This window comes from Stenotrophomonas sp. CASM101, from assembly GCF_049384845.1.
Classification (GTDB): Bacteria; Pseudomonadota; Gammaproteobacteria; order Xanthomonadales; family Xanthomonadaceae; genus Stenotrophomonas; species Stenotrophomonas hibiscicola.
This window is the reverse complement of record NZ_JBMRFR010000010.1, coordinates 84758-107529: the sequence shown is the minus strand read 5'-3', so window position 1 is coordinate 107529 and position 22772 is coordinate 84758. Positions and strand designations below refer to the sequence as shown.

Sequence of the window (22772 nt, the reverse complement as noted above, 5' to 3'; positions counted from 1 at the left end):
TCGGAAAGGGAAGAATCAGGCGCCGGCGGCGATGATGCGGTGCACGGCGTCGGTGTAGCGCTGCAGCTGGTCCAGCGTCACGAACTCATCGGCGGTGTGGGCCTGGGCAATATCGCCCGGGCCAAACACCAGGGTGGTGTAACCGGCGGCGGAGAACAGCGAGGCCTCGGTCCAGAAGTCCACGGCGTTGCCGATCGGCAGCTCAAGCGCGTCGGCCACGTCACGTGCCAGCAGGCGGCGGTTCTCGGCTTCGGCGATGTCGCCGGCCGGCAGGCTGGGGCCACGGAAGGTCTCGGTGAATACCGCCGCTTCCGGCTCGGCGAACCCGGCGAAGGTGGCCAGCAACGCGTCGATGTTCATCGACGGCAGCGGCCGGAAACCGAAGCGCACTTCGGCAGCGGGCGCGATCATGTTGGCCTTGATCCCGCCTTCGACGCGACCGATGTTGAAGCGCAGGCCCGTCAGCCCACCGAAGCGCGCCGAAGCCAGCGATTCCACATGGTCCAGCGCGCGGTTGCCCCAGCGCATCGCCTGGTGCAGCGCGCTGGCAGCCGCATCCTGCTTGCCCGAGGCGTGCCCTGCACGACCGGCGAACTGCATCAGCACCGAGCTGATGCCGCGATGCGCCAGCACCGCTTCGCTCATGGTCGGCTCGGCCACCAGCACCGCTTCATACGGCAGGCCACGGGCCAGGAACGCGGCGATGCAGCGCGGATCGTTGGCTTCTTCATCGCTGGAGAACAGGAAGGCCGCGTCACCGTCGCTGGCATTGGCTGCGGCCACCAGTGCGGCGGCCGCGCCCTTGATGTCACACACGCCCAGACCGACCACGCGGTCGTCCAGGCGGCGCATCACGTGCGGGTCGGCGCTCCAGTGCGGCGAATCGGGCACGGTATCAAGATGTACGTTGAACAGGTACTTCGGCGTCCCGCGCACGGCGTACAGGCTGACCGCACCGGCGCCGTGGTCGATCACCTCGACGTTGAAGCCGGGCAGGTTCGCGCGCAGGTAATCGAAGATGCCACCGGTGGTGATCGCGCGCGGCGGGTTGCGGGTGTCGAAGGACACCAGGACCTGCAGGTGATCGAGCGTCTGTTCAAGCATGAAACAAAGATCCTGTGGAATTCCGCCGGGCATGGCCCGGCGCTACCGTGATGCGTCTGGTGGAGAGCCCCCTTCTTGTTGAAGGGGGCGCGCCAACGGCGCAGGGTTAAGGTGGAATGCGCGGGAGACGCGCGCGCAATTCAATCGCTCAGCGATTGACTTGCGCGTAAAGCGTCGAGCTCATACCGAACAGCTTGATGAAGCCTTCAGCCTCCTCCACGCCCCAGTCGGCCGACTGCGCGTAGGTGGCACCCTTGGTGTTGAGCAGGTGCGGCGACTTCACGGCCACCGCATCGACGCGGCCACCACGGGTTTCCAGCACCACTTCACCGTTGACCTTGGCCTGCGAGGACTTCAGGAAGGCTTCGATGTCGGTCTTCAGCGGGTCGTGGTAGAAGCCTTCGTACACCAGCTCCACCCACTTGCGCGCCACGTCCGGCTTGAAGCGGTTCTGCTGCTTGGTCAGCACCGCATCTTCCAGCGCGCGGTGTGCGGCCAGCAGCGAGACCAGGCCCGGGGCCTCGAACACGATGCGGCCCTTCAGGCCGATCACGGTGTCGCCGGTGTAGACGCCGCGACCCACGCCATACGGGGCGAACAGCTTGTTGAGCTGGGCCAGGATCTGGTCGCCCGGCAGCGCCTTGCCGTTCAGTTCAACCGCTTCGCCTTCAATGAACTTCAGGGTGACGGTCAGCGCTTGTTCCGGCCATTCGCTGCGCGGCGAGCACCAGCCACGCGCACCTTCGCCCGGGGTTTCCCAACGGTCGATCTCGCCACCGGACATGGTCACGCCCAGCAGGTTCTCGTTGATGGTGTAGGCCTGCTGCTTGGCGCGCACGCCGAAGCCGCGCTCTTCCAGGTATTTCTGCTCGTAGGCACGGGTCTGGGTGTGTTCCTTCTGGATCTCGCGGATCGGCGCGATGATCTGGTAGTCACCCAGCGCCTTCACGGCCAGGTCGAAGCGGACCTGGTCATTGCCCATGCCGGTGCAGCCGTGGGCGATGATGTTGGTGCCCAGTTCGGCGGCACGCTTCAGCGCGGCATCCACGATCAGGTAGCGGTCCGACACCAGCAGCGGGTACTGGCCCTGGTAGCCTTCGCCGGCCCACACGAACGGCTTGACGAAGCCTTCCCAGATCGCCGGGCCACCGTTCACAGTGACATGGCTGGTCACGCCCAGCTCGGCGGCACGCTTCTCGATGAAATCGCGCTCTTCATCATCCACGCCGCCGGTGTCGGCGAACACGGTGTGCACGTTGTAGCCACGCTCCTGCAGGTAGGGCACGCAGAAGCTGGTATCCAGGCCGCCGGAGAAGGCGAGAACGACGTCTTTATTGCTCATGGGGAGGGTATGTCCTGGTAGCGCCGGGCCGTGCCCGGCGGAAATGATTGAATCGGAAAAAATCAGCGCCCGGCAACCGCGGCCATGATCGCCTTCTGCACGTGCAGGCGGTTCTCGGCTTCGTTGATGGCGATGCACTGCGGCGAATCCATCACCGCATCGGTGGCCTTCACGTTGCGACGAAGCGGCAGGCAGTGGCTGAACACACCGTTGTTGGTCAGCGCCATCTTGCGTTCGTCGACGATGAAGTGCTTGAACTGGTCGCGGATCGGCTTTTCCGGTTCCCAGTTGCCGAAGAACGGCAGCGCTCCCCAGCTCTTGGCGTAAACCACGTCGGCGCCGGCGTAGGCGCTGTCGACATCATGGCTGATCTTCAGCGAACCACCGCTCTCGGCCACGTTCTGCTCGGCCCAGCCCATGTAGCGCTCGTCGAGGATGTAGTCGGCGGTCGGGCAAAGCAGTGTCACGTCCATGCCCATGCGGGTGGCGATGGTCAGCGCCGAGTTGGCCACGGCGGTGTTGAGCGGCTTGGGGTGGTAGGTCCAGGTCAGCACGTATTTCTTGCCACGCAGGTCCTGGGTGCCGAAGTGCTCCTGCAGCGCCATGATGTGGGCCAGCTCCTGGCACGGGTGGGTGATGGTCTCCATGTTGATGACCGGCACCGGCGAATACCTGGCGAAGCTGTTGAGGACGATGTCCTGGCGGTCGTACGCCCAGTCCTGGAACTTCGGGAACGCACGCACGGCGATGATGTCGCAGTAACGGCCCAGCACCTTGGCCACTTCCGCGATGTGTTCCTCGGTATCGCCGTCCATCACCGTGCCGAGGTTGAACTCGATCGGCCACGCATCCTTGCCCGGCTGCAGCACCACCGCATGGGCGCCGAGCTGGAACGCGCCCAGTTCGAAGCTGGTGCGGGTGCGCATGGACGGGTTGAAGAACACCAGCGCGATCGACTTGCCCTTGAGCTGGTCGCCGAGCTTGTTGCGCTTGAACAGCGCGGCCTGGGTCAGCAATGCGTCGAGATCGCTGCGGCTCCAGTCCTGGGTGTTCAGGAAGTGCTTGGGGGACATCTTCTTTCCTTGCGTGGCGGCGCCGGGTTCGACGCGGTGGAAGGGAAAACAGGAAGCAAAGGTGAAACGAAAAGGTTGCAGTTGCAGCTTTCAGAACGCGGAAACGAAAAAACCCAGCCGGCGGGCTGGGTTTTTTTTCGGACGAACAGCAAAAAGCTCCGGTTACCCAGCGAGAATGTGGGGTTCCGGTCGACGCGCACGCGAGGTCATGCCCGACGCCTGTCGGGCTGCGCTGCTGTCGTGCTGGAAGTCGGTGAGCTTCATGGCCGAATATCTTTGCATGCGGCCGTGACCGGCGCAAGGGGCCGGGGTCGCAGAATCAGGGATTGCCGGCGGCGCCCTGCTCAGGACCGACCCAGGGGGTGATCGACACCCGGATCTTGAGCCGGTTGCCCGGGTCTTCCGGCAGCCGCGACCGATACTTGGTGCCCTTGTAGACGTAGTCCACGTCGTAGGCGATGGGCCGGCGGAATTCACGCCCCACCGGCACGATGCGGCAGTCACGGGTCAGCATCGGGCCATTATTGGCAGGCGCCGGGGCCGGCGTTTCGGGGCCGGCCTCTTCGGAGGGCTCCTCGTCGCTTCGCTTGAATATCGAGCGCACCGAGTCCCAGAAACGGCTGATCCGGCCCTTGTCCTCGACCGGCTCCTCGCCGGTCACGTTGACCGGGGCCAGGGTGCGGGTCGACACCGGCTCGCAATGCTCCTCGGTACGGGTCGCGCGCAGGGTCTGGAATACCGGCTCGACGTTCAGTACCTGGGCGTAGTCGAACTTCACGTTCTCCACGATCACCACCCGGTTGCGGGGCTCGGCCTCCTGCGCCAGCACCACGGCGGGCAGCGCCGACAGGCAGGCCAGGGTCAGCAGCAATGCGGTGGATTTCAGTGGCGACGGGAGCAAGGACACGGCGATAGTGTAGGCAGTGGCGAGCGCAAGGGGCTGAACATTACCCGTCCACGCCGCTCCTGCCCACCCCACCCTGGCTCCCTCCGGCGTCCACCGGTGGCAACCAGCGCCCCCAAAGGGAGCGACACGTTCTAAAATCACGGACTTGTCCCCCAGCCACAGCCCCATGACCCTGCGCCTGCACAACAACCTGACTCGCCAGCTCGAACCGTTCACCCCGCTCGACCCGGCCTGTCCGACCCTGTATGTGTGCGGCCCCACGGTCTACAACTACGTGCACATCGGCAACGCCCGTGGCCCGGTGGTGTTCGGGGTGCTGGCCGACCTGCTGCGGCGGCGTTTCGGCGCACTGCGCTACGCCCGCAACATCACCGACGTGGACGACAAGATCAACACCGCCGCGCGCGAGCAGGGGGTGCCGATCAGCACCATCACCGACAGGTTCGCCGCCGCCTACCGTGAAGACATGGCCGCGCTGGGCGTGGTGCCGCCTGACATCGAACCGGAAGTGACCGCGCACATGCCGCAGATCATCACCATGATCGAGCAGTTGATCGCCAGTGGTCATGCCTATGCCGCCGAAGGCCACGTGCTGTTTGCGGTGGCCAGCTTTGAAGGCTACGGCAAGCTCTCGCGCCGTGATCCGGAAGAGATGCTGGCTGGCGCCCGCGTCGATGTCGCCCCCTACAAGCGTGATCCGGGCGATTTCGTGCTGTGGAAGCCATCCAGCGACGACCTGCCCGGCTGGGAATCGCCCTGGGGCCGTGGCCGCCCGGGCTGGCACATCGAATGCTCGGCGATGGCCGCCGCCCACCTGGGCGAGACCATCGACATCCATGCCGGCGGCGTCGACCTGCAGTTCCCGCACCATGAAAACGAGATCGCGCAGAGCGAATGCGCGCATGGCGGCAGGATCTTCGCCCGCTACTGGCTGCACAACGGCATGCTCAACTTCGGCGGCGCCAAGATGAGCAAGTCACTGGGCAACATCGAGCGCGTGCATGACCTGGTTCGCCAGCATCCGCCGGAGGCACTGCGCCTGGCCCTGCTGTCGGCCCACTACCGTCAACCGCTGGACTGGTCCGATGCGCTGATCGAACAGTCGGTGCGTACGCTGGACCGCCTGTACGGCACCCTGCGCGAACTGGCCTCGGTCGAGGCCAGCGCGGTGATTCCGGCCACGGTCGAAGCGACCCTCGACGACGACCTCAACACCCCGCAGGCGCTGGCCGAAGTGGCCCGCATCGCGGCCGAGGCGCGTCGTGCCACGGACCCGGCCGAACAGTCGCGCCTGAAGGCCGAGCTGCTCGGTGCCGGCCTGGCGCTGGGCCTTCTGCAGGCCGATCCGGCGCAGTGGTTTGGTACCGCTGCGGGCGCTGACGGCGACGATGCCCGTATCCAGGGCCTGATCGACGAGCGCGCTGCGGCCAAGAAGGCGCGCGACTTCGCCCGTTCCGATGCCATCCGCGACCAGTTGGCCGCCGAAGGCATCGTGCTGGAAGACACCCCGCAGGGCGTGCGCTGGTCGCGCAAGCGCGGCTGACCTGCTGCCCTGCCCCGTGGCCGGCCCGCCGGCCACGCCCCCACTGTAGAGACTGTTGTGACCGACTCCCCGTTCCCGCTTGAACCCACCGCCGCCGAGGCCCAGACCGCCATCGCCGAGGAATTCGGCTTCTTCGGCGACTGGTCCGAGCGCTACCAGTACCTGATCGACCTCGGCCGCAAGCTGCCGGCCTTCCCGGAAGAATGGAAGACCGAAGAGCATCGCCTGCTCGGCTGCCAGTCGATGGTCTGGATCGTGCCGGAAGGCAATGCGCAGTCGCTGCGCTTCCATGCCATCAGTGATTCGGCCATCGTCTCCGGCCTGATCTTCCTGGCCCTGCGCGTGTACTCCGGGCGCTCGGCGCAGGAGATCCTGGCCACCGAACCGAGCTATATCCAGGACATCGGCCTGGCCCGCCACCTGTCTCCGACCCGCAGCAATGGTGTGGCAGCGATGCTGGCCTTCATCCGCGAGACCGCGCAGGCCCAGCTGCAGCGCGATCCGTCGTGAGCGAGCCTGCCACAGCCGAGGACACCGCGCTGGGCCTGCTGTCCCGACCCGGCTTCGCCAAGCTGCTGGCCTACCGCATCTTCGCGATGCTGTCCTACCAGGTGGTGGCAGTCACCGTCGGCTGGCACATCTACGAAGTCACCCGCAATCCGTTCTCGCTGGGCCTGATCGGCCTGGCCGAGGTGCTGCCGTTCTTCTGCGTGGCGCCATTCGCCGGCTACCTGGTCGACCATCTGCCGCGGCGCCGGTTGGGCATGGCGGCCTGTTCCGGGCTGATCGCCACCGCGCTGGTACTGACCAGCGTGGCCAAGGGCTGGCTGCCGTTTGAAGGCGTGTGGCCCATCTATGCAGCCATCGCCCTGACCGGCATGGTCCGCGCCTTCCTGTCGCCGATCTACAACGCGCTGTTCGCCCGCGTGCTGGCCCGCGATCAGTTCGCGCGCGGCGCAGGCCTCGGCGCGGTGGTGTTCCAGGCCGGCATGGTCGCCGGCCCGGCGCTGGGCGGCGTGCTGGTCGGCTTCGGCGGCAAGGGCCTCTCCTACGCGGTGGCTACGGCCTTTGCGCTGGTGGCGATGGCCTGCCTGGCTACATTGAAGGTGGAAGAACCGGTGCACACCGGTCCCGCCGCGCCGATCTTCAAGAGCATCGCCGAAGGCGCGCGCTTCGTGGTCGGCAACCGGATCATGGTCGGGGCGATGGCGCTGGACATGTTCTCGGTCCTGCTCGGCGGCGTGGTGGCGATGCTGCCGGCGTTCCTGCACGAAATCCTGCACCACGGCCCGGAAGGCCTGGGCATCCTTCGCGCGATGCCGGCGCTCGGCTCGGTGTGCGTGGGCCTGTGGCTGGCCCGCCACCCGCTGCACCGCAATGCCGGCCGCGTGTTGCTGTTCGCGGTGGCCGGTTTCGGCCTGTGCGTGATCGGCTTCGGCCTGTCGCAGCACTTCTGGCTGTCGGCGCTGATCCTGCTGTTCTACGGGGCCTTCGATGGCATCTCGGTGGTGATCCGATCGACCATCCTGCAGTTGGCCACGCCGGAAGAGATGCGCGGCCGGGTGTCGTCGATCAACGGCATCTTCATCAGTTCGTCCAACGAGCTGGGCGCGTTCTATGCAGGCACGATGGCGAAGCTGCTCGGCCTGGTGCCGGCCGTGGTGCTGGGCGGATTTGCGGTGCTGAGCGTGGCCGGGATCACCGCGTGGAAGAACCCGACATTGCGGAAATTGAATCTTCGCGACCTGCAGTGACGCTGCTAACAGCGGATTCGGCGGCGCCGGGTGTTTGGCTGGGGCCTTTGCTCTCCCTCGATGATTGGGCTTGTCACTTTCTTTTCGCGAAAAGAAAGTAACCAAAGAAACGCTCCGCCATCCGCGAGCCGGCGCTGCGCGCCGGTGCCCTGTGCTCCTCGGTGAATCAGGGGACGGCGCGGAGAGCCAGCCGACTAGCAGTCGGCTCTACAGGATAGAGCGGCCTCTTCGCCCCTGATTCCCCTGCGGTGCTCGGCTCGCTACAAGGCGGACTCAACAGCCGCGAGCGCACGCATGACCGCTCCTGTCGGCCTGAGCCGAGCGTGGGCTCGGCTCTACATCGGCCGCGCACGCAGGAAACCGTCGAGAGCCTGCGGGTGGGTCCGGGCAGGACCGTCCGCGGCATGGATGCCGCGGCCGAGCTTACAGGGATGTACTTGCAGCGTGTCCTGCCCGGACCCACCCGCAGGCTCCCTCTGATACGCGGAAGGCGCCGTTCTACTCAGCCAACCACCCCAACAAAAAACCCGGCCGAGGCCGGGTTTTTCGCATGACCACACAACGAGCAGGAATCAGTCGCCCTGCTGCTTCTGCAGGTGCTCCCAACGCTCCTGGGCGTCGATGGTGCGTTCAGCCGTGAGGCGCGCTTCGAGGCGCTCCAGGCCGATTTCTTCACCGGTGTCGACGCAGTAACCGTAGTCGCCCGCTTCCAGGCGCTTCAGGGTGCTGTCGATCTTGCCGATCAGCTTGCGGTAGCGGTCGCGGGTACGCAGTTCCAGCGAGTTCTCGGTCTCGCGGGTCGCGCGCTCGGCTTCATCGCCGATGTCACGCACTTCCTCACGAAGATTCTCGATGGTCTGCTTGGACTCTTCCACCAGGTCCGCGCGCCAGTTCTGCAGGCGCTGGCGGAAATACTCCTGCTGCAGCGGGCTCATGTATTCCTCTTCCGAGGACGGCTTGTAGCCAGCCGGCAGGATCGGGCGGCCGGTGGCCTCGTCGGTCTTGTATTCGACCACCTTGTACTTGCTGCGCGGGGCCGGTGCTGCCGAGCGGGCGGCGACGGCCACGGCAACCTTGCCGACAGGGCGCGACACGGTCTTCGGGGCGGAATCGGATTTCACGGCGGTTTTGGCAGGCGATTTCGAAACGGGCACGGGATTCTTGGATTGCGGGGCCTTCGAAGCGGCAGGAGCGGCGGCCGGGGCCGGCTTGGAGGCCGGTTGGGCTGCTGCCACTGCCACGGTCTTGGCCGGGACAGGCTTGGCCGGAGCCGGCTTGGCAGCAGGCTTCGGTGCGGACTTCACTACTGGGGCCGGGGCCGGCTTTACGGCCGGTGCGGCAACATTCTTGGCACCCTTCTTTACAGCGGCAGGCGTGGCGACCGGCTTGGCCACAGCGACCTTCTTTGCTACGGGCTTGGCGACCGGCTTGGCTGCAGCCTTCTTCACCACCGCCTTCGGCGCCGGCTTGGCGGCGGCCTTCTTGGCCACCGGCTTGGCGGCAGCTTTCTTCACCGGCGCAGCCTTGCTGACGGTCTTCTTCACCGGCGCCTTCTTGCTGGCAGCGGCTGGCTTGGCCTTGGCGGGCGCAGCGGCTTTCTTCGCCACCGGCTTGGTTGCCTTGACCGGCGTTTTCTTTGCGGTGGCCTTCCTGGCCGCCGGTTGCGAGGACGCTGCCTTGGTCGCCGGCTTGCTGGCCGGCTTCTTGGCAACGGGCTTTGCCGCCAACTTCTTCACAACAGGCTTGGCGGTTTTCTTGGCGGCCGTTGCGGCCTTCTTTGCAGTTTTTTTAGCAGCCACGAAACGCTCTTCCTTGGATTCCCCGGGGCCCGGGAAAGCGGGCCTTTATAGCCTACCCGACCCGCAGCAGCAACCTCGGCACCCTGCCCCATTCAGTCCTGGAGCCAAGGCGCCCAATGGGCAGTCCGACGAACGCGGACCGCCTTGCGCGGTACGGAACCTGGCCAGCACCCGACGGTGCTGGTACCGGTCGCAGGCCATCGGCGACATGCGACCAACGGCCCATCCTGCACAAATGCGGCCTTCATGCCAACTGGCATAAGATGACTGGGTGATCTCGCGCCTGCTCATCGCCCTGCTGCGCTTCTACAAGCGCTTCATCAGCCCCCTGCTGGGGCCACGCTGCCGTTTCGTGCCGAGCTGTTCTGAATACGCGATGGAAGCCATCTCGCGGCACGGCCCGCTGCGCGGCAGCTGGCTGGCTGCGCGCCGGCTGGGCCGCTGCCACCCGTTCCACCCCGGCGGCTTCGACCCGGTGCCCGAATCCAATCACGCCCCCTCTTGCCGTTGCACAGGAAAACACTGACATGTCCTCCACCCTCATCACCAACGCCCGGATGGTCAACGAAGGCCGCACCTTCGACGGCGACCTGCGCATCGAGAACGGCCGCATCGCGCAGATCGGCAATGGGCTGGCGCCGCGCGACGGCGAGCAGGTGGTGGACGCGGCCGGACGCTGGCTGCTGCCCGGCATGATCGATGACCAGGTGCACTTCCGCGAACCGGGCCTGACCCACAAGGGCGACATCGCCAGCGAATCGGCGGCGGCCGTGGCCGGTGGCCTGACCAGCTTCATGGACATGCCCAACACCAACCCGCCGACGCTGGATTCGACCATCCTGGAAGCCAAGTACGAACTCGCGCGCGGCCGCGCCTGGGCCAACTACGGCTTCTACCATGGCGCCAGCAATGACAACCTCGAAGCGATCCGTGCGCTGGACCCGAAGAAGGCCCCGGGCGTGAAGGTGTTCATGGGCGCTTCGACCGGCAACATGCTGGTCGACAACCCGGAAACGCTGGACGCGATCTTCCGCGAATGCCCGACCCCGATCATCACGCACTGCGAAGACACGCCGATGATCGATGCCAACCTGAAGGCCTTCCAGGAAAAGTACGGTGATGCGCTGACCCCGGACATGCACCCGGACATCCGTTCGCGCGAAGCGTGCATCAAGTCGACCCGCCTGGCGATGTCGCTGGCACGCAAGCACGGCACCCGCCTCCATGTGCTGCACATCTCCACCGCCGACGAGCTGGCGCTGTTCGAGAAGGGCCCGCTGATCCGCGCCGATGGCAGCCGCAAGCAGATCACCGCCGAAACCTGCGTGCACTTCCTGCACTTCGCGCGCCCGGACTACGCGACCAAGGGCAACCTGATCAAGTGCAACCCGGCGATCAAGGAAGTGTCCGACCGCGAGGCAATCACCGCTGCACTGGCCGATGACGTGCTGGACGTGCTGGCCACCGACCACGCGCCGCACACCTGGGAGGAGAAGCAGAAGCCCTACGCGCAGGCGCCGTCGGGCCTGCCGCTGGTGCAGTACGCGCTGGTGGCCGCGCTGGAGCGGGTGCACGAAGGCAAGCTGACCCGCGAGCAGGTGGTGCAGAAATTCGCACATGCGCCGGCGCAGCTGTTCGACGTGGAAGAACGCGGCTTCCTGCGCGAAGGCTACTTTGCCGACCTGGTGCTGGTGGAGGACGTGCCGTTCACCGTCAAGCGCGAGGACGTGCTGTCCAAGTGCGGCTGGTCGCCGTTTGAAGGCACCACTTTCCGCTCGCGCATCGCCTCCACCTGGGTCAACGGCCAGCTGGTGTGGGACGGCAGCAAGCTGGTGGGCGAACCCGCCGGCCAGCGCATGACCTACGACCGCTGATGCGTTCGGCACTTCTGTTCGGAGCGCTGCTGCTGGCCGCGCCCCTGTTCACCGCACCGTCGGCGCAGGCACAGGACGGCATCGGCAGCCTGATCGACAGCCGCGTGGTGTTGCCGGCCAGTGCGTCACAGGGCGCGCTGGTGATCGGCAAGGTGCCCGCTGGCAGCCGCGTGCAGTACGCCGGCCGCCAGCTGCGGGTGAGCGGCTATGGCAGCGTCGTGTTCGGCATCGGCCGCGACGAGAAGGGTCCGCTGCACGTGCAGGTGCAACGCCCCGATGGTGGCACCGAGACCGCAACCATCGCGGTGACGCCGCGCGACTGGCCCACCGAGCGGGTCAACGGGGTGCCACCGAAGACGGTGAATCCGCCGGCGGCGATTGCCGAGCGGATCAAGCGCGAACAGGCGCAGGTAACCGCTGCACGTTCGCGCGACGACGACCGTACCGACTTCACCCAGACCTTCATCTGGCCGGTCCAGGGCCGCATCAGCGGCCGCTTCGGCAATGCGAGGGTGTACAACGGCCAGCCCGGTGCCGGTCATTCCGGCATGGACATCGCGGTGCCGACCGGCACGCCGGTAAAGGCACCGGCCGCCGGCATCGTCACCTTCGCCGGCCCCGACCTGTACCTGACCGGTGGCACGCTGCTGCTCGACCACGGTTTCGGGGTCAGCTCCAACTTCCTGCACCTGTCGCGCATCGACGTAAAAGTCGGCGACCGTGTGGAGCAGGGCCAGGTGATCGCTGCCGTCGGCGCCACCGGCCGTGCCACCGGCCCGCACCTGCACTGGGGCATGAACTGGTTCGAGACCCGTATCGACCCGCTGCTGGTGTTGGAGCGGAAGTAATGGTAGTGCCGGCCGCTGGCCGGCAATCCCATGATCTTCGCGGCGAATCTGGATGCCGACCTGCGGCCGGTACTACCACGCCCGATGAATGGTCGCGCCCGGTCACTCACGGGCAATGGCATCGCTTAAAAAATGTCGCAACCGGCCCGTACCCCTCAGAGTGGAAATAGCCCCGCCCCCGACAAGCAATTGATCTGAAAGAATAATTATCATCTGACACACAAGTCGCGAGACCGATTCATTGCCGACATGCGCGCAGGCTTTCTATGGTTGGGGGTCTTCCAACAGGGTGGCCATCCATGCCGAAGGCCGGGGACATCTACGCCAGCTTCAATCCACGCCTCGGAGCGTTTGTCGCGTTTCAGCTCACCCCTACCGAGCCGGGCGGCTCGTGGCCGGTTGTAACCCTCGACTGGAGTGGTCCAACACTACCCACCGAGACAGAAATCAATGCGATGCAACCGGCCGAGTTCACTTAACCGACGTTGCTGAAACGGCCCTCCCCCTATCAGCACGTTGTTGCATGGCATGGGGCCATGCCTCGCAGCTACCAGCTTGTGGGCTGGCGCGAACCAATGCTTCTGGACGCTCCGAGAATGTTCAGTAGCTGGCCCGATGGAACGGCAATTCTGCATCAGCGCATCTGGGACGCACACGATCCGCAGATGACGCAGGCGTACCTGTCATCGCAGCTGGCGCCCCCGGACAAGACAGTGCTCGTCCAAGGCGATGGTTGGACGGTAACGCGTGACGCAAGATCTCTTGATAGCGAATCCCTGTCTGCGGCCGATTCGCTGGAACTGTTCAACCAGCTACCCATGCTGGAATCTATTGGCATCACCAAATCGCATGACGGACTCTTTCGCTGGCTTGGCACCCGCCCATTGATCACAAGCATGCGCATCTCAGGGCAGCAGGATCCGATACTCGATCTGCGCGGAACGCACATCCGCCGTCTCGTGCTGGATGTCACCGGCCTCAAAGATGTGCGGCTCAGCAGTACTCTCGAGAACCTCACAATCATCGGGGCCTGCGACAGCTCGCTGGTCATCAGCAGCGAATGCAACGGCTGCAACCTGACCGTCTGCGTGGAAGACCCGAACCTCCCGTGGGCAGGGCTTCCCGAATTGGGAAGACTGGAGCTTTGGGAGGTGGAGTGCTTCTATCCTGATCGCGTGGTTGCGCGGTTTCCTAGACTGAGCGCACTGGCCGTGGCAGGACGTCTCTGCCGTACTTCGACGCTGCTTCCGCTGGGCAAACTCGCAGATCTTCAGTTCCTGTCACTTGCGGAAATATTTCCCGAACAGCCCGAGTTTCCATCGCCATCCTGCTGGCCACAGTTGACGTTGCTCAGACTCCATAGCGCACCTGATGCTCTGGCCAGGGCAGTCAAGAAATCGTTCAAGTCACTGGCTCCGGACGAACTCGACCTCGATGTGCGGCGCCCGCGAAAACCCGACTGGCTGGCCGACAACATGGATAACCCTTTCCGCGACTGGGAAGGCCGATCGGGCATCAGTGCCGGGCAAGCCAAGAAGGCGGCTACGCTCTATCGGAATGCGCGCAGAAGCGCGCTGGATCGCGCTGCTCAACTGGCCGGGCAGCCCGCAGCGCTGACTGAGGCGCTGACCCAGATCGCAACAGACTACATCGATGGATTCAACGCGATGGACCGCCGCACCCAGATCATCGAAACCGTTGAACGCGAGGAAATCCTGGATGCCATGACCGCTGTCATCAGCGCGGTGGAGAGTGTGCGGCAGACGCAACTGGGCACTAATGTCTCACCGCTTGAGCGACAAGCGATCCTTGATTCAGTCGAAGCGCAACGGGAATTCTGAGGGCTATCGAGTACTGGAAATTCATCCACGCATGGCGTGGATCTACCGCTGCGGCACCAGTAATGCCGGTCGCTGGCCAGCACTCCATGCACCTTCGCAACGCGCCCGAGCTGCCGGCCAGCGGCCGGCACTACCAGTGGCGATCAATCAACCGCGCGCCGCCCACCACACGCGCAGCAGGGTGCGCACCGGAGTGGCTTCGATTGGCTTTCCTGCGGCCTGCGCGGCCACACGGGCACGTGCCAGGCTGGACCACACGCGGCGCGGGCGCGGGCCGGGCACGCGGGTGCCCCACCCCTTCAACAGATGCTGCGCCCAGCGCTGCGCAGCGGTGCTGGCATCACCGTCCAGCAGGCTGCGCGGCACACCGGCCACGCCGGCATCCTGCAGGCGCTGGGCCAGGGTCTGCAGCTGCACCGCGCGACCGGCACCGGTGCGCGGCTTGTCCGCGAACAAGGTTGCCTCCACTGCGGCTACGGCCTCGGCGTAGTTGGCCAGCGCGCGCTCGGCGCCGGCTGCATCGGGCGCGACGGTGCGTGCTTCAACCAGATCCGGCAGCGCTTCGGCCAACTGCGCCCACGGCGCACGCACCGGCTCCAGCAGCCGGCCCAGCGGATGGCGCGAACGATGCCCGGCCCAACTGCGCAGCTCCTCGCCCCACCACGCCAGCTTGGCGTCGGCCGGCAACGGGTCGCCGCTGGTGTTGAGCATGTCGTCGAACTCCTGCAGCAGCGCAAACCACGCCACGGCCAGCTCGCGTTGCGATTCGGCCACGAACGGGGCGGCCACCGACCATTCCGGCCAACGGCTGCGCCACTTGTCGAGGAAACTGTCCAGCGCGGTACTGCTCACTACACCATTCCTTACGGCTGGGCCGGGGCTGCCGGCCGGGTCGGCCAGAGACTGGCCAGTTGCAGAAGTTCAGCGTTCTCGACCAGCACGTCGGCCTGCCAGGCCAGCGGATCGTCGCTGTGCAGGCGGTAGCCCCACAGCGCCGCCACCGACGGCATGGCCGCGGCCCGCGCGGCGATGATGTCGCGCTCGTCGTCACCCACGTACACGCAGTCTTCGGCAGCAACGCCAATGGCCTGCGCAGCGTGCAGCAGCGGCAGCGGGTGAGGCTTGCGCTCGGCCAGGCTGTCACCGCCGACCAGCACCGCGCAACGCTGCTGCCAACCATGTTGCGGCAGGATCAGGCGCGCCAGGTACTCCGGCTTGTTGGTGACGATGCCCCACACCGTACCGGCCTCATCCAGCGCGGCGAGCATGCCGGCCACGCCGTCGAACAGCACTGCGTGCTGGCCGATCAGCGCTTCGTAGCGCTGCAGGAATTCCGGGATCAGCGCGTCACGTGCGGCGACGTCCAGTTCCGGGAAGGCAGCCGAGACCATCGCCCGCGAGCCCTTCGACACCACCGGGCGCAGTGCGGCCGGATCGATGGGTGCACGACCACGTTCGGCCAGCATCGCGTTGCAGGTGGCGACGAAGTCCGGCGCGCTGTCCAGCAAGGTGCCATCCAGATCGAACAGCACCGCGCGCGGGAAGCGTGCAGAGGTCATGCCGGCTTGACCGCGTAGGCCAGATAGTTGATGTCGGTGCGGCTGCTCAGGCGGGCATGGTTGCGCCACGGCTCGTAAGCCATGCCACTGACATCCACCAGCTGCACATCAGCCTCGCGCAGCCAGCGCGCCAGCTCGGCCGGCTTGATGAATTCCTGGTAGTGGTGCGTGCCCTTGGGCAGCAGGCGCGCCACGTACTCGGCACCGACAATCGCCACCGCGAAGGCGGCCGCGGTGCGGTTGATGGTCGACAGGAACAGGTGGCCGCCCGGCTTCAGCAGGCGCTTGCAGGCCTCGATGATCGCACCCGGGTCTGGCACGTGCTCGAGCATTTCCATGCAGGTGACCACATCGAAACTGCCCGGCTGCTCGGCGGCCAGATCCTCGGCAGCCTGCACGCGGTAGTCGACCTTGGCGCCGCTTTCCAGCGCATGCAGGCGCGCGACCTTCACCAGCTCCGGGGCCAGGTCGATGGCGGTGACGTCGGCGCCGGCCTGGGCCAGCGCTTCGCTCAACAGGCCGCCACCGCAACCGATGTCGAGCACACGTGCGCCGCGCAGCGGCACGCGGTCGGCCACGTACTTCAGCCGCACCGGGTTCAGCGCATGCAGCGGCTTCTGCGGGCCGTCAGCGTCCCACCAGCGGTTGGCCAGCGCGGCGAACTTGTCCAGCTCGGCCTGATCGAAATTGGAGGAAGCGTGGGGGGCAGTCATGAGGGGTCCTTGCGGCGCCAGGGATCAGGCGCGGATATGACGGATGCGCTCGCGCCACTGGCGCGCGTTGGCGATGATGCCCGGCAGGTCCATGCCGACCAGCTCGCGCTGCACCAGCTTCGGCTTGCCGGCGATCCAGACGTCGCTGACCTGCTGGCGGCCGGTGGCGTACACCAGTTGCGACAGCACGTTGTGCAGCGGCTGGGTTTCCAGCGCAGACAGGTCGACGCAGACCAGGTCGGCCTGCTTGCCGACTTCGATCGAGCCGATGCGGTCACCGAAGCCCAGCGCGCGTGCGCCACCCAGCGTGGACGCGCGCAGCGTGGTTGCCGCATCCAGTGCAGTGGCGTCGTCGGCCACGGCCTTGGCCAGGATCGCCGCGGTGCGGTTCTCGCTGAACATGTCCAGGTCGTTGTTGCTGGCGCAGCCATCGGTACCGATCGCCAGGTTCACGCCTGCGCGCTGCAGGGCGCAGGCCGGGCAGAAACCGGAGGCCAGCTTCAGGTTGGATTCCGGGCAATGCACCACGCTCACGCCGCGCTCGGCGCACAGGTGGATTTCCGCATCGGTCAGCTGGGTCATGTGCACCGCAATCAGGCGGTCGTTGACCAGGCCGAGCCGATCCAGCCGCGCCAGCGGGCGCTGGCCGTGCAGCCTGATCGAATCGTTGATTTCCTGCGCGGTCTCGTGGGTATGCAGGTGCACCTGCATGTCGAGCTGGTCGGACAGCATCCGCACCCGCTCGAAGTTGGCATCGTTGACCGTGTAAGGCGCATGCGGCGCGAACGCGGTGGCGATCAGCGGATCGGTGCGCCACTGGTCGTGCAGTTCACCGGCCTTGGCGAAGTACTCGTCGTCGGTCCTGGCCCAGGCGGTGGGGAAATCGATGATGACCGCGCCCACCAGCGCGCGGAAACCGTGTTTCTTGTAGACCGCGGCCTGCACGTCGCCGAAGAAGTAGTTCTCGTTGGCGCAGGTGGTGCCGCCGCGCAGCATCTCGGCGATGGCCAGGGTGGTGCCGTCGGCAACGAATTCGGGGCCGATCACCGCCGCTTCCACCGGCCAGATGTGCTGCTGCAGCCAGGTCATCAGCGGCAGGTCGTCGGCGACGCCGCGCAGCAGGGTCATCGGGTTGTGCGTGTGGGCGTTGACCAGGCCCGGCATCAGCGCGGCCTCGGGGCGACTGACTACCTGGGCGGCACGGAAGCGCGCGCGCGCCTCGGCACGCGGCAGGATGGCCACGATCTCGCTGCCACGCACGGCGACGGCATGGTCTTCCAGCACCACCGCATGCGGCTCGATCGGAACGACGTAACCGGCTTCGATGAGCAGGTCGCAGGCTTCGGGGAGGTGCGGGCTATCGCTCATGCGGGCTCACTGGCTATTGGAGAAGGGCCTGGCGGGAGGCGGTAGCGCCGGGCCATGCCCGGCGGCTGTCCGCTGCGGCGCCATGGGCGCCAGCAACGGGTTCCGGGTTATGCCCGGAAAGCCGAGCATGGCTCGGCTCTACAGGTAATCCGGCTGCGCCGGATTACTTGACGCGTGCGGAGTACTCGCCCGAACGGGTGTCGACGCGGATCACTTCGTCCTGGTTGACGAACAGCGGCACGCGGACCACGGCGCCGGTTTCCAGGGTGGCCGGCTTGCCGCCGCCGCCCGAGGTGTCGCCACGGACGCCCGGATCGGTCTCGGTGATCTTCAGCTCGACGAAGTTCGGCGGCTGCACGAAGATCGGCTCACCGTTCCACAGGGTGACCACGCAGGACTCTTCGCCCTTCAGCCACTTCTCGGCGCCGCCCATGCCGGCCTTGGTGGCCTGGACCTGCTCGAAGGATTCCGGATCCATGAAGTGCCAGTACTCGCCATCGCTGTACATGAAGTTCATGTCGGTATCGACGACGTCGGCTGCATCCAGCGAGTCAGTCGACTTCATGGTGACTTCCTGGGTACGGCCGTCCTTGATCAGGCGGTACTTCACGCGGGTGAAGGCCTGGCCCTTGCCCGGCTTGACGTATTCGGTGTCGATGATGACGGCCGGTTGGTTGTTGACCAGGATCTTCATCCCGTTCTTGACGTCGTTCATGCCGTAGCTGGCCATGCGTAAACTCCTGAGTGGCAGAAACGCCGCGGGTGCGGCGAGCCGTTAGAATGGAAAGCCCACCGGATGCCGGTGGGCGACTGTTTTTCTGCCCCCATGATAACCGCAGGCCCCCTCTCCATGCAGCTTTCCGCCTTCCCCCGGCCCCAGTCGCCAGGCGCGCCCGCGCGCTGGCAGCAGCTCTGGCGCCAGGCACTGCGCGACCCACAGGCCCTGCTGGCCCGGCTGCAGCTGGACCCGGCCGCGCTGGGCGTCTCGGAAGCGGCAATGGCCCAGTTCGCGCTGCGCGTACCGGAGGGGTTCGTGGCCCGCATGCGCAAGGGTGATCCGGCCGATCCGCTGCTGCGCCAGGTGCTGCCGATCGACGAGGAAATGCGTCCCGCGCCCGGGTTCAGCTTCGATGCGGTGGGCGATGGCGCGGCCAAGAAGGCCACCGGCGTCATCCAGAAGTACCGTGGCCGCGCCCTGCTGGTCGCCACCGGCAGCTGCGCGATCAACTGCCGCTACTGCTTCCGCCGCCACTTCGACTATGGCGCGGAGAACGCCGCCAAGGGTGGCTGGCAGGAGGCCGTAGCCGCCATCGCCGCCGACCCGGACATCGACGAGGTAATCCTGTCCGGCGGTGACCCACTGTCGCTGGCCACGCACAAGCTGGTCGAACTGACCGATGCCCTGCGCGCCATCCCGCATATCCACCGCCTGCGCATCCACACCCGGCTGCCGATCGTGCTGCCCGAGCGCGTGGACGATGAGCTGGTCTCCTGGCTGGGCAGTCTGCCCTGGCCGCTGGCGATCGTGGTCCACGCCAACCATGCCAATGAATTCGACGCCAGCGTGGACGCGGCGATGGCCCGCCTGCGCGCTACCGGCGCCCAACTGCTGAACCAGGCGGTGTTGCTGCGCGGGGTCAATGACAGCGTGCAGGCCCTGCAGGACCTGAGCGAGCGCAGCTTCGACGCCGGCGTGCTTCCCTACTACCTGCATCAGTTGGACCGGGTCGAGGGCGTGGCCCACTTCGAAGTGGATGACGCCCAGGCCAAGGCGCTGATTGCCGGCCTGACCGCGCGCCTGTCCGGTTATCTGATCCCGAAACTGGTGCGCGAACTGCCCGGCGACCCGAGCAAGCGTCCGCTGTAGCCCCAAAAAAGGGGACGGAGGGGATTAAGTCGCAAATGCATAAGCGACTTAATCCCCTCCGTCCCTTTTTTTTGTGTCGGTCAGAGGCCCGATTCGATCATCCGCACCACTTCGGTGGCGGTCACCGGATGACTCAGCCAGTAGCCCTGGCCAAGATCGCAGCCGCGCTGCACCAGCAGGTCGAACTGCGCCTGCTGCTCGATGCCCTCGGCCACCACGGTGATGCCCAGTGCGTGGGCCATGGCGATGATCGCCGTGGTCAGCGCCAGATCGTCGGGATCGCGCTGCATGTCGGCCACGAAGCTCTTGTCGATCTTCACCCCGTCCACCGGTACCTGGCGAAGATGGCTGAGACCGGAGAAGCCGGTGCCGAAATCGTCCAGCCAGACCTTCACGCCGGTGCGGTGCAGCTTGTCCAGCAGCTGTGCGGCCACCATCTCGTCGCCGATCACGGCGGTTTCGGTCAGCTCCAGATGCAGGCGCGAGGCCGGTAGCCCGGACTCATGCAGGCACTGCGCCACCAGTGCCGGCAGTTCGCCGCCGCGCAACTGCCGTGGCGACACGTTGACCGACACGAACAGGTCGTCCCCGGCCGTCCCGCGCGGCCATTGCGCGGCCTCCATGCAGGCCGCACGCAGCACCTTCGGGCCGATGACTTCGATAAGGCCACTCTGCTCGGCCACCTCGATGAACACCGACGGCGGGATCGTGCCCAGGGTCGGGTGCTGCCAGCGCAGCAGCACTTCAACGCCGACCATGCGGCGGTCGCGCATGCGGAAGATCGGCTGGTAGGCCAGGCGCAGTTCGCCGCGCTCCCAGGCGCCGCGCAGCTCCTGTTCCATATGCACGCGACGCTCGACTGCATGGTCCATCGCCCGGCTGTAATAGCGATAGCAGTTCTTGCCTGCCATCTTTGCCTGGTACATGGCAATGTCGCCGTTCTTCAGCAGGGTGGTGGCATCGGCCGCATCGTCAGGGAACAGGGTCACGCCGATCGAGGTACCCAGGAACAGTTCCCGGCCCTGCACCACCAGCGGCTTGCCCAGCTCCCGCACCAGCACTTCAGCCAGCAGCCGCGCATTTGCGGCCACATCACCATCGCCCACCAGGATCACGAACTCATCTCCGCCGAAGCGCGCCAACAGGGCTTCATCGCCCCCGGCTTCGGTGACCGCGCGATCAATACGCTGTGCAAACTGCAGCAGTGCTTCATCGCCAGCTTCGTGGCCAAGGGTGTCATTGACTCGCTTGAAGTCGTCGATATCGGCGAACAACAGGCCCAACCGGTGATTGGCGGCACGGGCAGCCATCAACCGATGATCAAGCGCCTCGCGGAATGCCAGCCGGTTGGTCAGCCCGGTCAACGCGTCGGTATAGGCCATGCGCCGCACTTCGCGGTCATGGCGGGCGATCGCATCACGCATGCGGGCAAAACCGCGCACCAGTTCACCCACCTCGTCGTCGCGGGTGTTCTCGGCCAGCGGCGTCTGGTAGTCGCCCGCCTCGATGCGACGGGCAGCGACGGCGAGATCACGGATCGGCGCAACCAGAGTACGCTGCACGTACAGGATCACGACCACGCCGATCACCACCAGTAGGCCCAGCATCAACAGCAGCCAGCCCAGGTGACGGCTGCCGACCTGCTGCAGGCGTTCGCCCAAGGTGGCGTTGGCTGCCTGCTCGCGCTGCTGCACCTCATCCAGCGCCATGCCGACGCGGACGCCGCCAATGCGCTGGTTGCCGACCATGATCGGCATGGTGTTGTCGAGCACCTTCGGCGACTCCTGCACGACCAGCGCCTGCGCAGCCGCGGCCTTGGGTGCAAGAGGATCAGCCATCGGCTGGCCGAAACCGGATACTTCGACCGAGCCGTCGTGAACCAGCCGGCCGCGTTCGTCGAACACCAGCACGTAGCGCACCACGGGCTGGCGCGCAGTACTGCGCACCAGTACGCCAACCTGGTCCAGATCACGGTAGTACAACGGGTTGGCCAGCGCATCGGACAACTCGCGCGCCATCGCCTCGCCGCGGCTGCGCACGCTGCGGTCGAACAATTCATGGATGACGCCACCGCTGAGGTTGCGCACCTCGCCCTGCATCGCCGCTTGCCGCCCCAACAACACTGCCAGGATCGCGATCACCACGACCATTGCCCCGCCCATCGCGAGCAGGAACCGGGCCTGCATCCCCGAGCCAAGCCACTTCATTCCACTTCCATCCGCACGCGCGTCAATCCTTGTTTCAATTCATCCAGCCGCTGCTGTGCATGCGCATCGACGCGGTGGAACCCGGAAGTGCCAAAAAACCGATGCAGCGCTCCCCGTGCCCTCGGGTCGCCGGCCGCCTGCAGCAGCACTTCCTGCAGGCGATCGCGCACGCGTGGATCAAGGTCGGCGCGGACCATCTCCACCGCACGCGGGTAGGGTTCGGTGCGCAGCAGCTCGCGGAAGTCGCGCCGGAACGCTGCTGGCATCCGCTGTTCGTCATTCCAGTCCACGCTGCTCACTGCTCCCACGTCAACCACCCCCTTGTGCACGAACGTCGCGATGTTCAGCTCGCTGCGTGCAAATACGTAGCCCACGCTATCTGGGCCCGGCATGTCCCATGCACCGGCCAGGATCTGCGGCGACAGGCCTTCCTGCAGCAACGTCATCACCGGCACCAGGTAGGCACTGGTGGACGCCGTGTTCTGCAGGACCAGGCGATGGCCCCGCAGATCCTGCATGCGCTGGATCGGGCTGTCGCGGCGCACGAAGAAAACCGTCTGGTACTCCCGCACACCGTTGCGCTCGGTCAGCAGCAGCGGACGGGCGCCACTGCGCTGGCCCAGCGCCACCGCCGTACCCGAGGTTTCCGTGACCCAGTCGACACGACCGCGCCGCAGATAGCTGGCCATCTGCTGTGGATCGCGTGCCATCAGGATCCTCCCCTCCTTGATGCCAACGTCGTGCATGCGCGCCACCACGTAATCCAGCAAGGGCTGAAGCTGCTCGTAGTGGGCCTTGGGATCATCGCTGATCCGGCCCAGCACCAGCACGTGGTCCGGTGCTGCACGCACCGTCCCGGCCAGCAGGACCATGGCCAGGCTCAGCAGTCCCCCCTGCATTGCCTTTCGCAGACCCGACACAGGCTTCATCCCCCCTGGGTATCCAGACAGACTACCCGAAAAAATGAGAACGT

General features: G+C 66.2%; 20 protein-coding genes. 8 read left to right on the top strand and 12 right to left on the bottom strand.

The features are described from left to right. Positions 1-15: 15 nt before the first annotated feature. The 4 genes from VG543_RS14675 to VG543_RS14660 all read right to left on the bottom strand — a co-directional run bounded on the left by VG543_RS14675 (position 16) and on the right by VG543_RS14660 (position 4426). Entirely contained in the window at positions 16-1104 is a 1089-nt protein-coding gene (locus VG543_RS14675; protein WP_111097865.1) for an acetylornithine deacetylase, read from the bottom strand. A gap of 148 nt (positions 1105-1252) precedes the next feature. Further along, positions 1253-2446 (bottom strand): argininosuccinate synthase, encoded by a 1194-nt coding sequence (locus VG543_RS14670; protein WP_021204186.1) that lies wholly within the window; start codon positions 2444-2446, stop codon positions 1253-1255. 62 nt (positions 2447-2508) lie between these two features. Further along, complete coding sequence (locus VG543_RS14665; RefSeq protein ID WP_019660502.1) at positions 2509-3519, bottom strand: N-acetylornithine carbamoyltransferase; 1011 nt, start codon at positions 3517-3519, stop codon at positions 2509-2511. Positions 3520-3838: 319 nt separating this feature from the next. After that, a complete protein-coding gene (locus VG543_RS14660; protein WP_407073509.1) occupies positions 3839-4426 on the bottom strand; it encodes a hypothetical protein in 588 nt (195 codons plus the stop codon). Positions 4427-4592: 166 nt separating this feature from the next. Between VG543_RS14660 and cysS the strand changes: the two genes are divergently transcribed. Genes cysS through VG543_RS14645 form a run of 3 tightly spaced genes read left to right on the top strand, consistent with a single transcriptional unit; the run spans position 4593 to position 7723 of the window. After that, a complete protein-coding gene (gene cysS, locus VG543_RS14655; RefSeq protein WP_058979683.1) occupies positions 4593-5969 on the top strand; it encodes a cysteine--tRNA ligase in 1377 nt (458 codons plus the stop codon). A 57-nt stretch (positions 5970-6026) separates the two neighbouring features. Further along, positions 6027-6479, top strand: a complete 453-nt coding sequence (locus VG543_RS14650) for a SufE family protein (RefSeq protein ID WP_010486631.1) — start codon at positions 6027-6029, stop codon at positions 6477-6479. Continuing rightward, positions 6476-7723, top strand: coding sequence for an MFS transporter (locus VG543_RS14645; RefSeq protein WP_227844596.1), 1248 nt, complete (start codon positions 6476-6478; stop codon positions 7721-7723). The genes VG543_RS14650 and VG543_RS14645 overlap by 4 nt, the downstream gene beginning before the upstream one ends. 572 nt (positions 7724-8295) lie before the next feature. On the opposite strand, the gene dksA is transcribed toward VG543_RS14645, so the two are convergent. Then, the gene (dksA, locus tag VG543_RS14640) at positions 8296-9522 is read right to left on the bottom strand and encodes an RNA polymerase-binding protein DksA (protein ID WP_312544263.1); all 1227 of its coding nucleotides are present in this window, start codon (positions 9520-9522) and stop codon (positions 8296-8298) included. 271 nt (positions 9523-9793) lie between these two features. Between dksA and yidD the strand changes: the two genes are divergently transcribed. The 4 genes from yidD (at position 9794) to VG543_RS14620 (ending at position 14085) form a co-directional block, all read left to right on the top strand. Next, on the top strand, positions 9794-10048 hold the full coding sequence (yidD, locus tag VG543_RS14635) for a membrane protein insertion efficiency factor YidD (protein WP_010486626.1): 255 nt from the start codon (positions 9794-9796) through the stop codon (positions 10046-10048). A gap of 1 nt (position 10049) precedes the next feature. Beyond that, entirely contained in the window at positions 10050-11396 is a 1347-nt protein-coding gene (locus VG543_RS14630; RefSeq protein ID WP_111097867.1) for a dihydroorotase, read from the top strand. Next, positions 11396-12244 carry a M23 family metallopeptidase gene (locus VG543_RS14625; protein WP_423178157.1) on the top strand — a complete coding sequence of 283 codons (849 nt, stop codon included), beginning with the start codon at positions 11396-11398 and terminating at the stop codon, positions 12242-12244. The genes VG543_RS14630 and VG543_RS14625 overlap by 1 nt, the downstream gene beginning before the upstream one ends. 536 nt (positions 12245-12780) lie before the next feature. Further along, entirely contained in the window at positions 12781-14085 is a 1305-nt protein-coding gene (locus tag VG543_RS14620) for a hypothetical protein (RefSeq protein WP_423178159.1), read from the top strand. Between the two features lie 147 nt (positions 14086-14232). On the opposite strand, the gene VG543_RS14615 is transcribed toward VG543_RS14620, so the two are convergent. The 5 genes from VG543_RS14615 to efp all read right to left on the bottom strand — a co-directional run bounded on the left by VG543_RS14615 (position 14233) and on the right by efp (position 18455). Beyond that, positions 14233-14937 (bottom strand): squalene/phytoene synthase family protein, encoded by a 705-nt coding sequence (locus VG543_RS14615; protein WP_019660510.1) that lies wholly within the window; start codon positions 14935-14937, stop codon positions 14233-14235. 11 nt (positions 14938-14948) lie between these two features. Beyond that, complete coding sequence (locus VG543_RS14610) at positions 14949-15644, bottom strand: phosphoglycolate phosphatase (protein WP_021204179.1); 696 nt, start codon at positions 15642-15644, stop codon at positions 14949-14951. Beyond that, positions 15641-16357: a bifunctional 2-polyprenyl-6-hydroxyphenol methylase/3-demethylubiquinol 3-O-methyltransferase UbiG gene (gene ubiG / locus VG543_RS14605; RefSeq protein WP_087923129.1), complete on the bottom strand. Its 717-nt coding sequence runs from the start codon at positions 16355-16357 to the stop codon at positions 15641-15643. Before ubiG ends, VG543_RS14610 begins: the two co-directional genes overlap by 4 nt. A gap of 24 nt (positions 16358-16381) precedes the next feature. Beyond that, positions 16382-17725 carry a TRZ/ATZ family hydrolase gene (locus VG543_RS14600; protein WP_308305572.1) on the bottom strand — a complete coding sequence of 448 codons (1344 nt, stop codon included), beginning with the start codon at positions 17723-17725 and terminating at the stop codon, positions 16382-16384. Positions 17726-17888: 163 nt separating this feature from the next. Then, the gene (gene efp, locus VG543_RS14595) at positions 17889-18455 is read right to left on the bottom strand and encodes an elongation factor P (protein ID WP_005410381.1); all 567 of its coding nucleotides are present in this window, start codon (positions 18453-18455) and stop codon (positions 17889-17891) included. A 96-nt stretch (positions 18456-18551) separates the two neighbouring features. Here efp and epmB point away from each other — a divergent pair, with 96 nt between their 5' ends. Further along, the gene (gene epmB / locus VG543_RS14590) at positions 18552-19592 is read left to right on the top strand and encodes an EF-P beta-lysylation protein EpmB (RefSeq protein ID WP_111097878.1); all 1041 of its coding nucleotides are present in this window, start codon (positions 18552-18554) and stop codon (positions 19590-19592) included. Between the two features lie 80 nt (positions 19593-19672). Here the strand turns inward: epmB and VG543_RS14585 are convergent, their stop codons facing one another. Both VG543_RS14585 and VG543_RS14580 read right to left on the bottom strand, forming a co-directional pair. Continuing rightward, on the bottom strand, positions 19673-21799 hold the full coding sequence (locus VG543_RS14585; protein WP_111097869.1) for a putative bifunctional diguanylate cyclase/phosphodiesterase: 2127 nt from the start codon (positions 21797-21799) through the stop codon (positions 19673-19675). Next, positions 21796-22728, bottom strand: coding sequence for a phosphate/phosphite/phosphonate ABC transporter substrate-binding protein (locus VG543_RS14580; RefSeq protein WP_423178160.1), 933 nt, complete (start codon positions 22726-22728; stop codon positions 21796-21798). Before VG543_RS14580 ends, VG543_RS14585 begins: the two co-directional genes overlap by 4 nt. Positions 22729-22772: the final 44 nt, after the last annotated feature.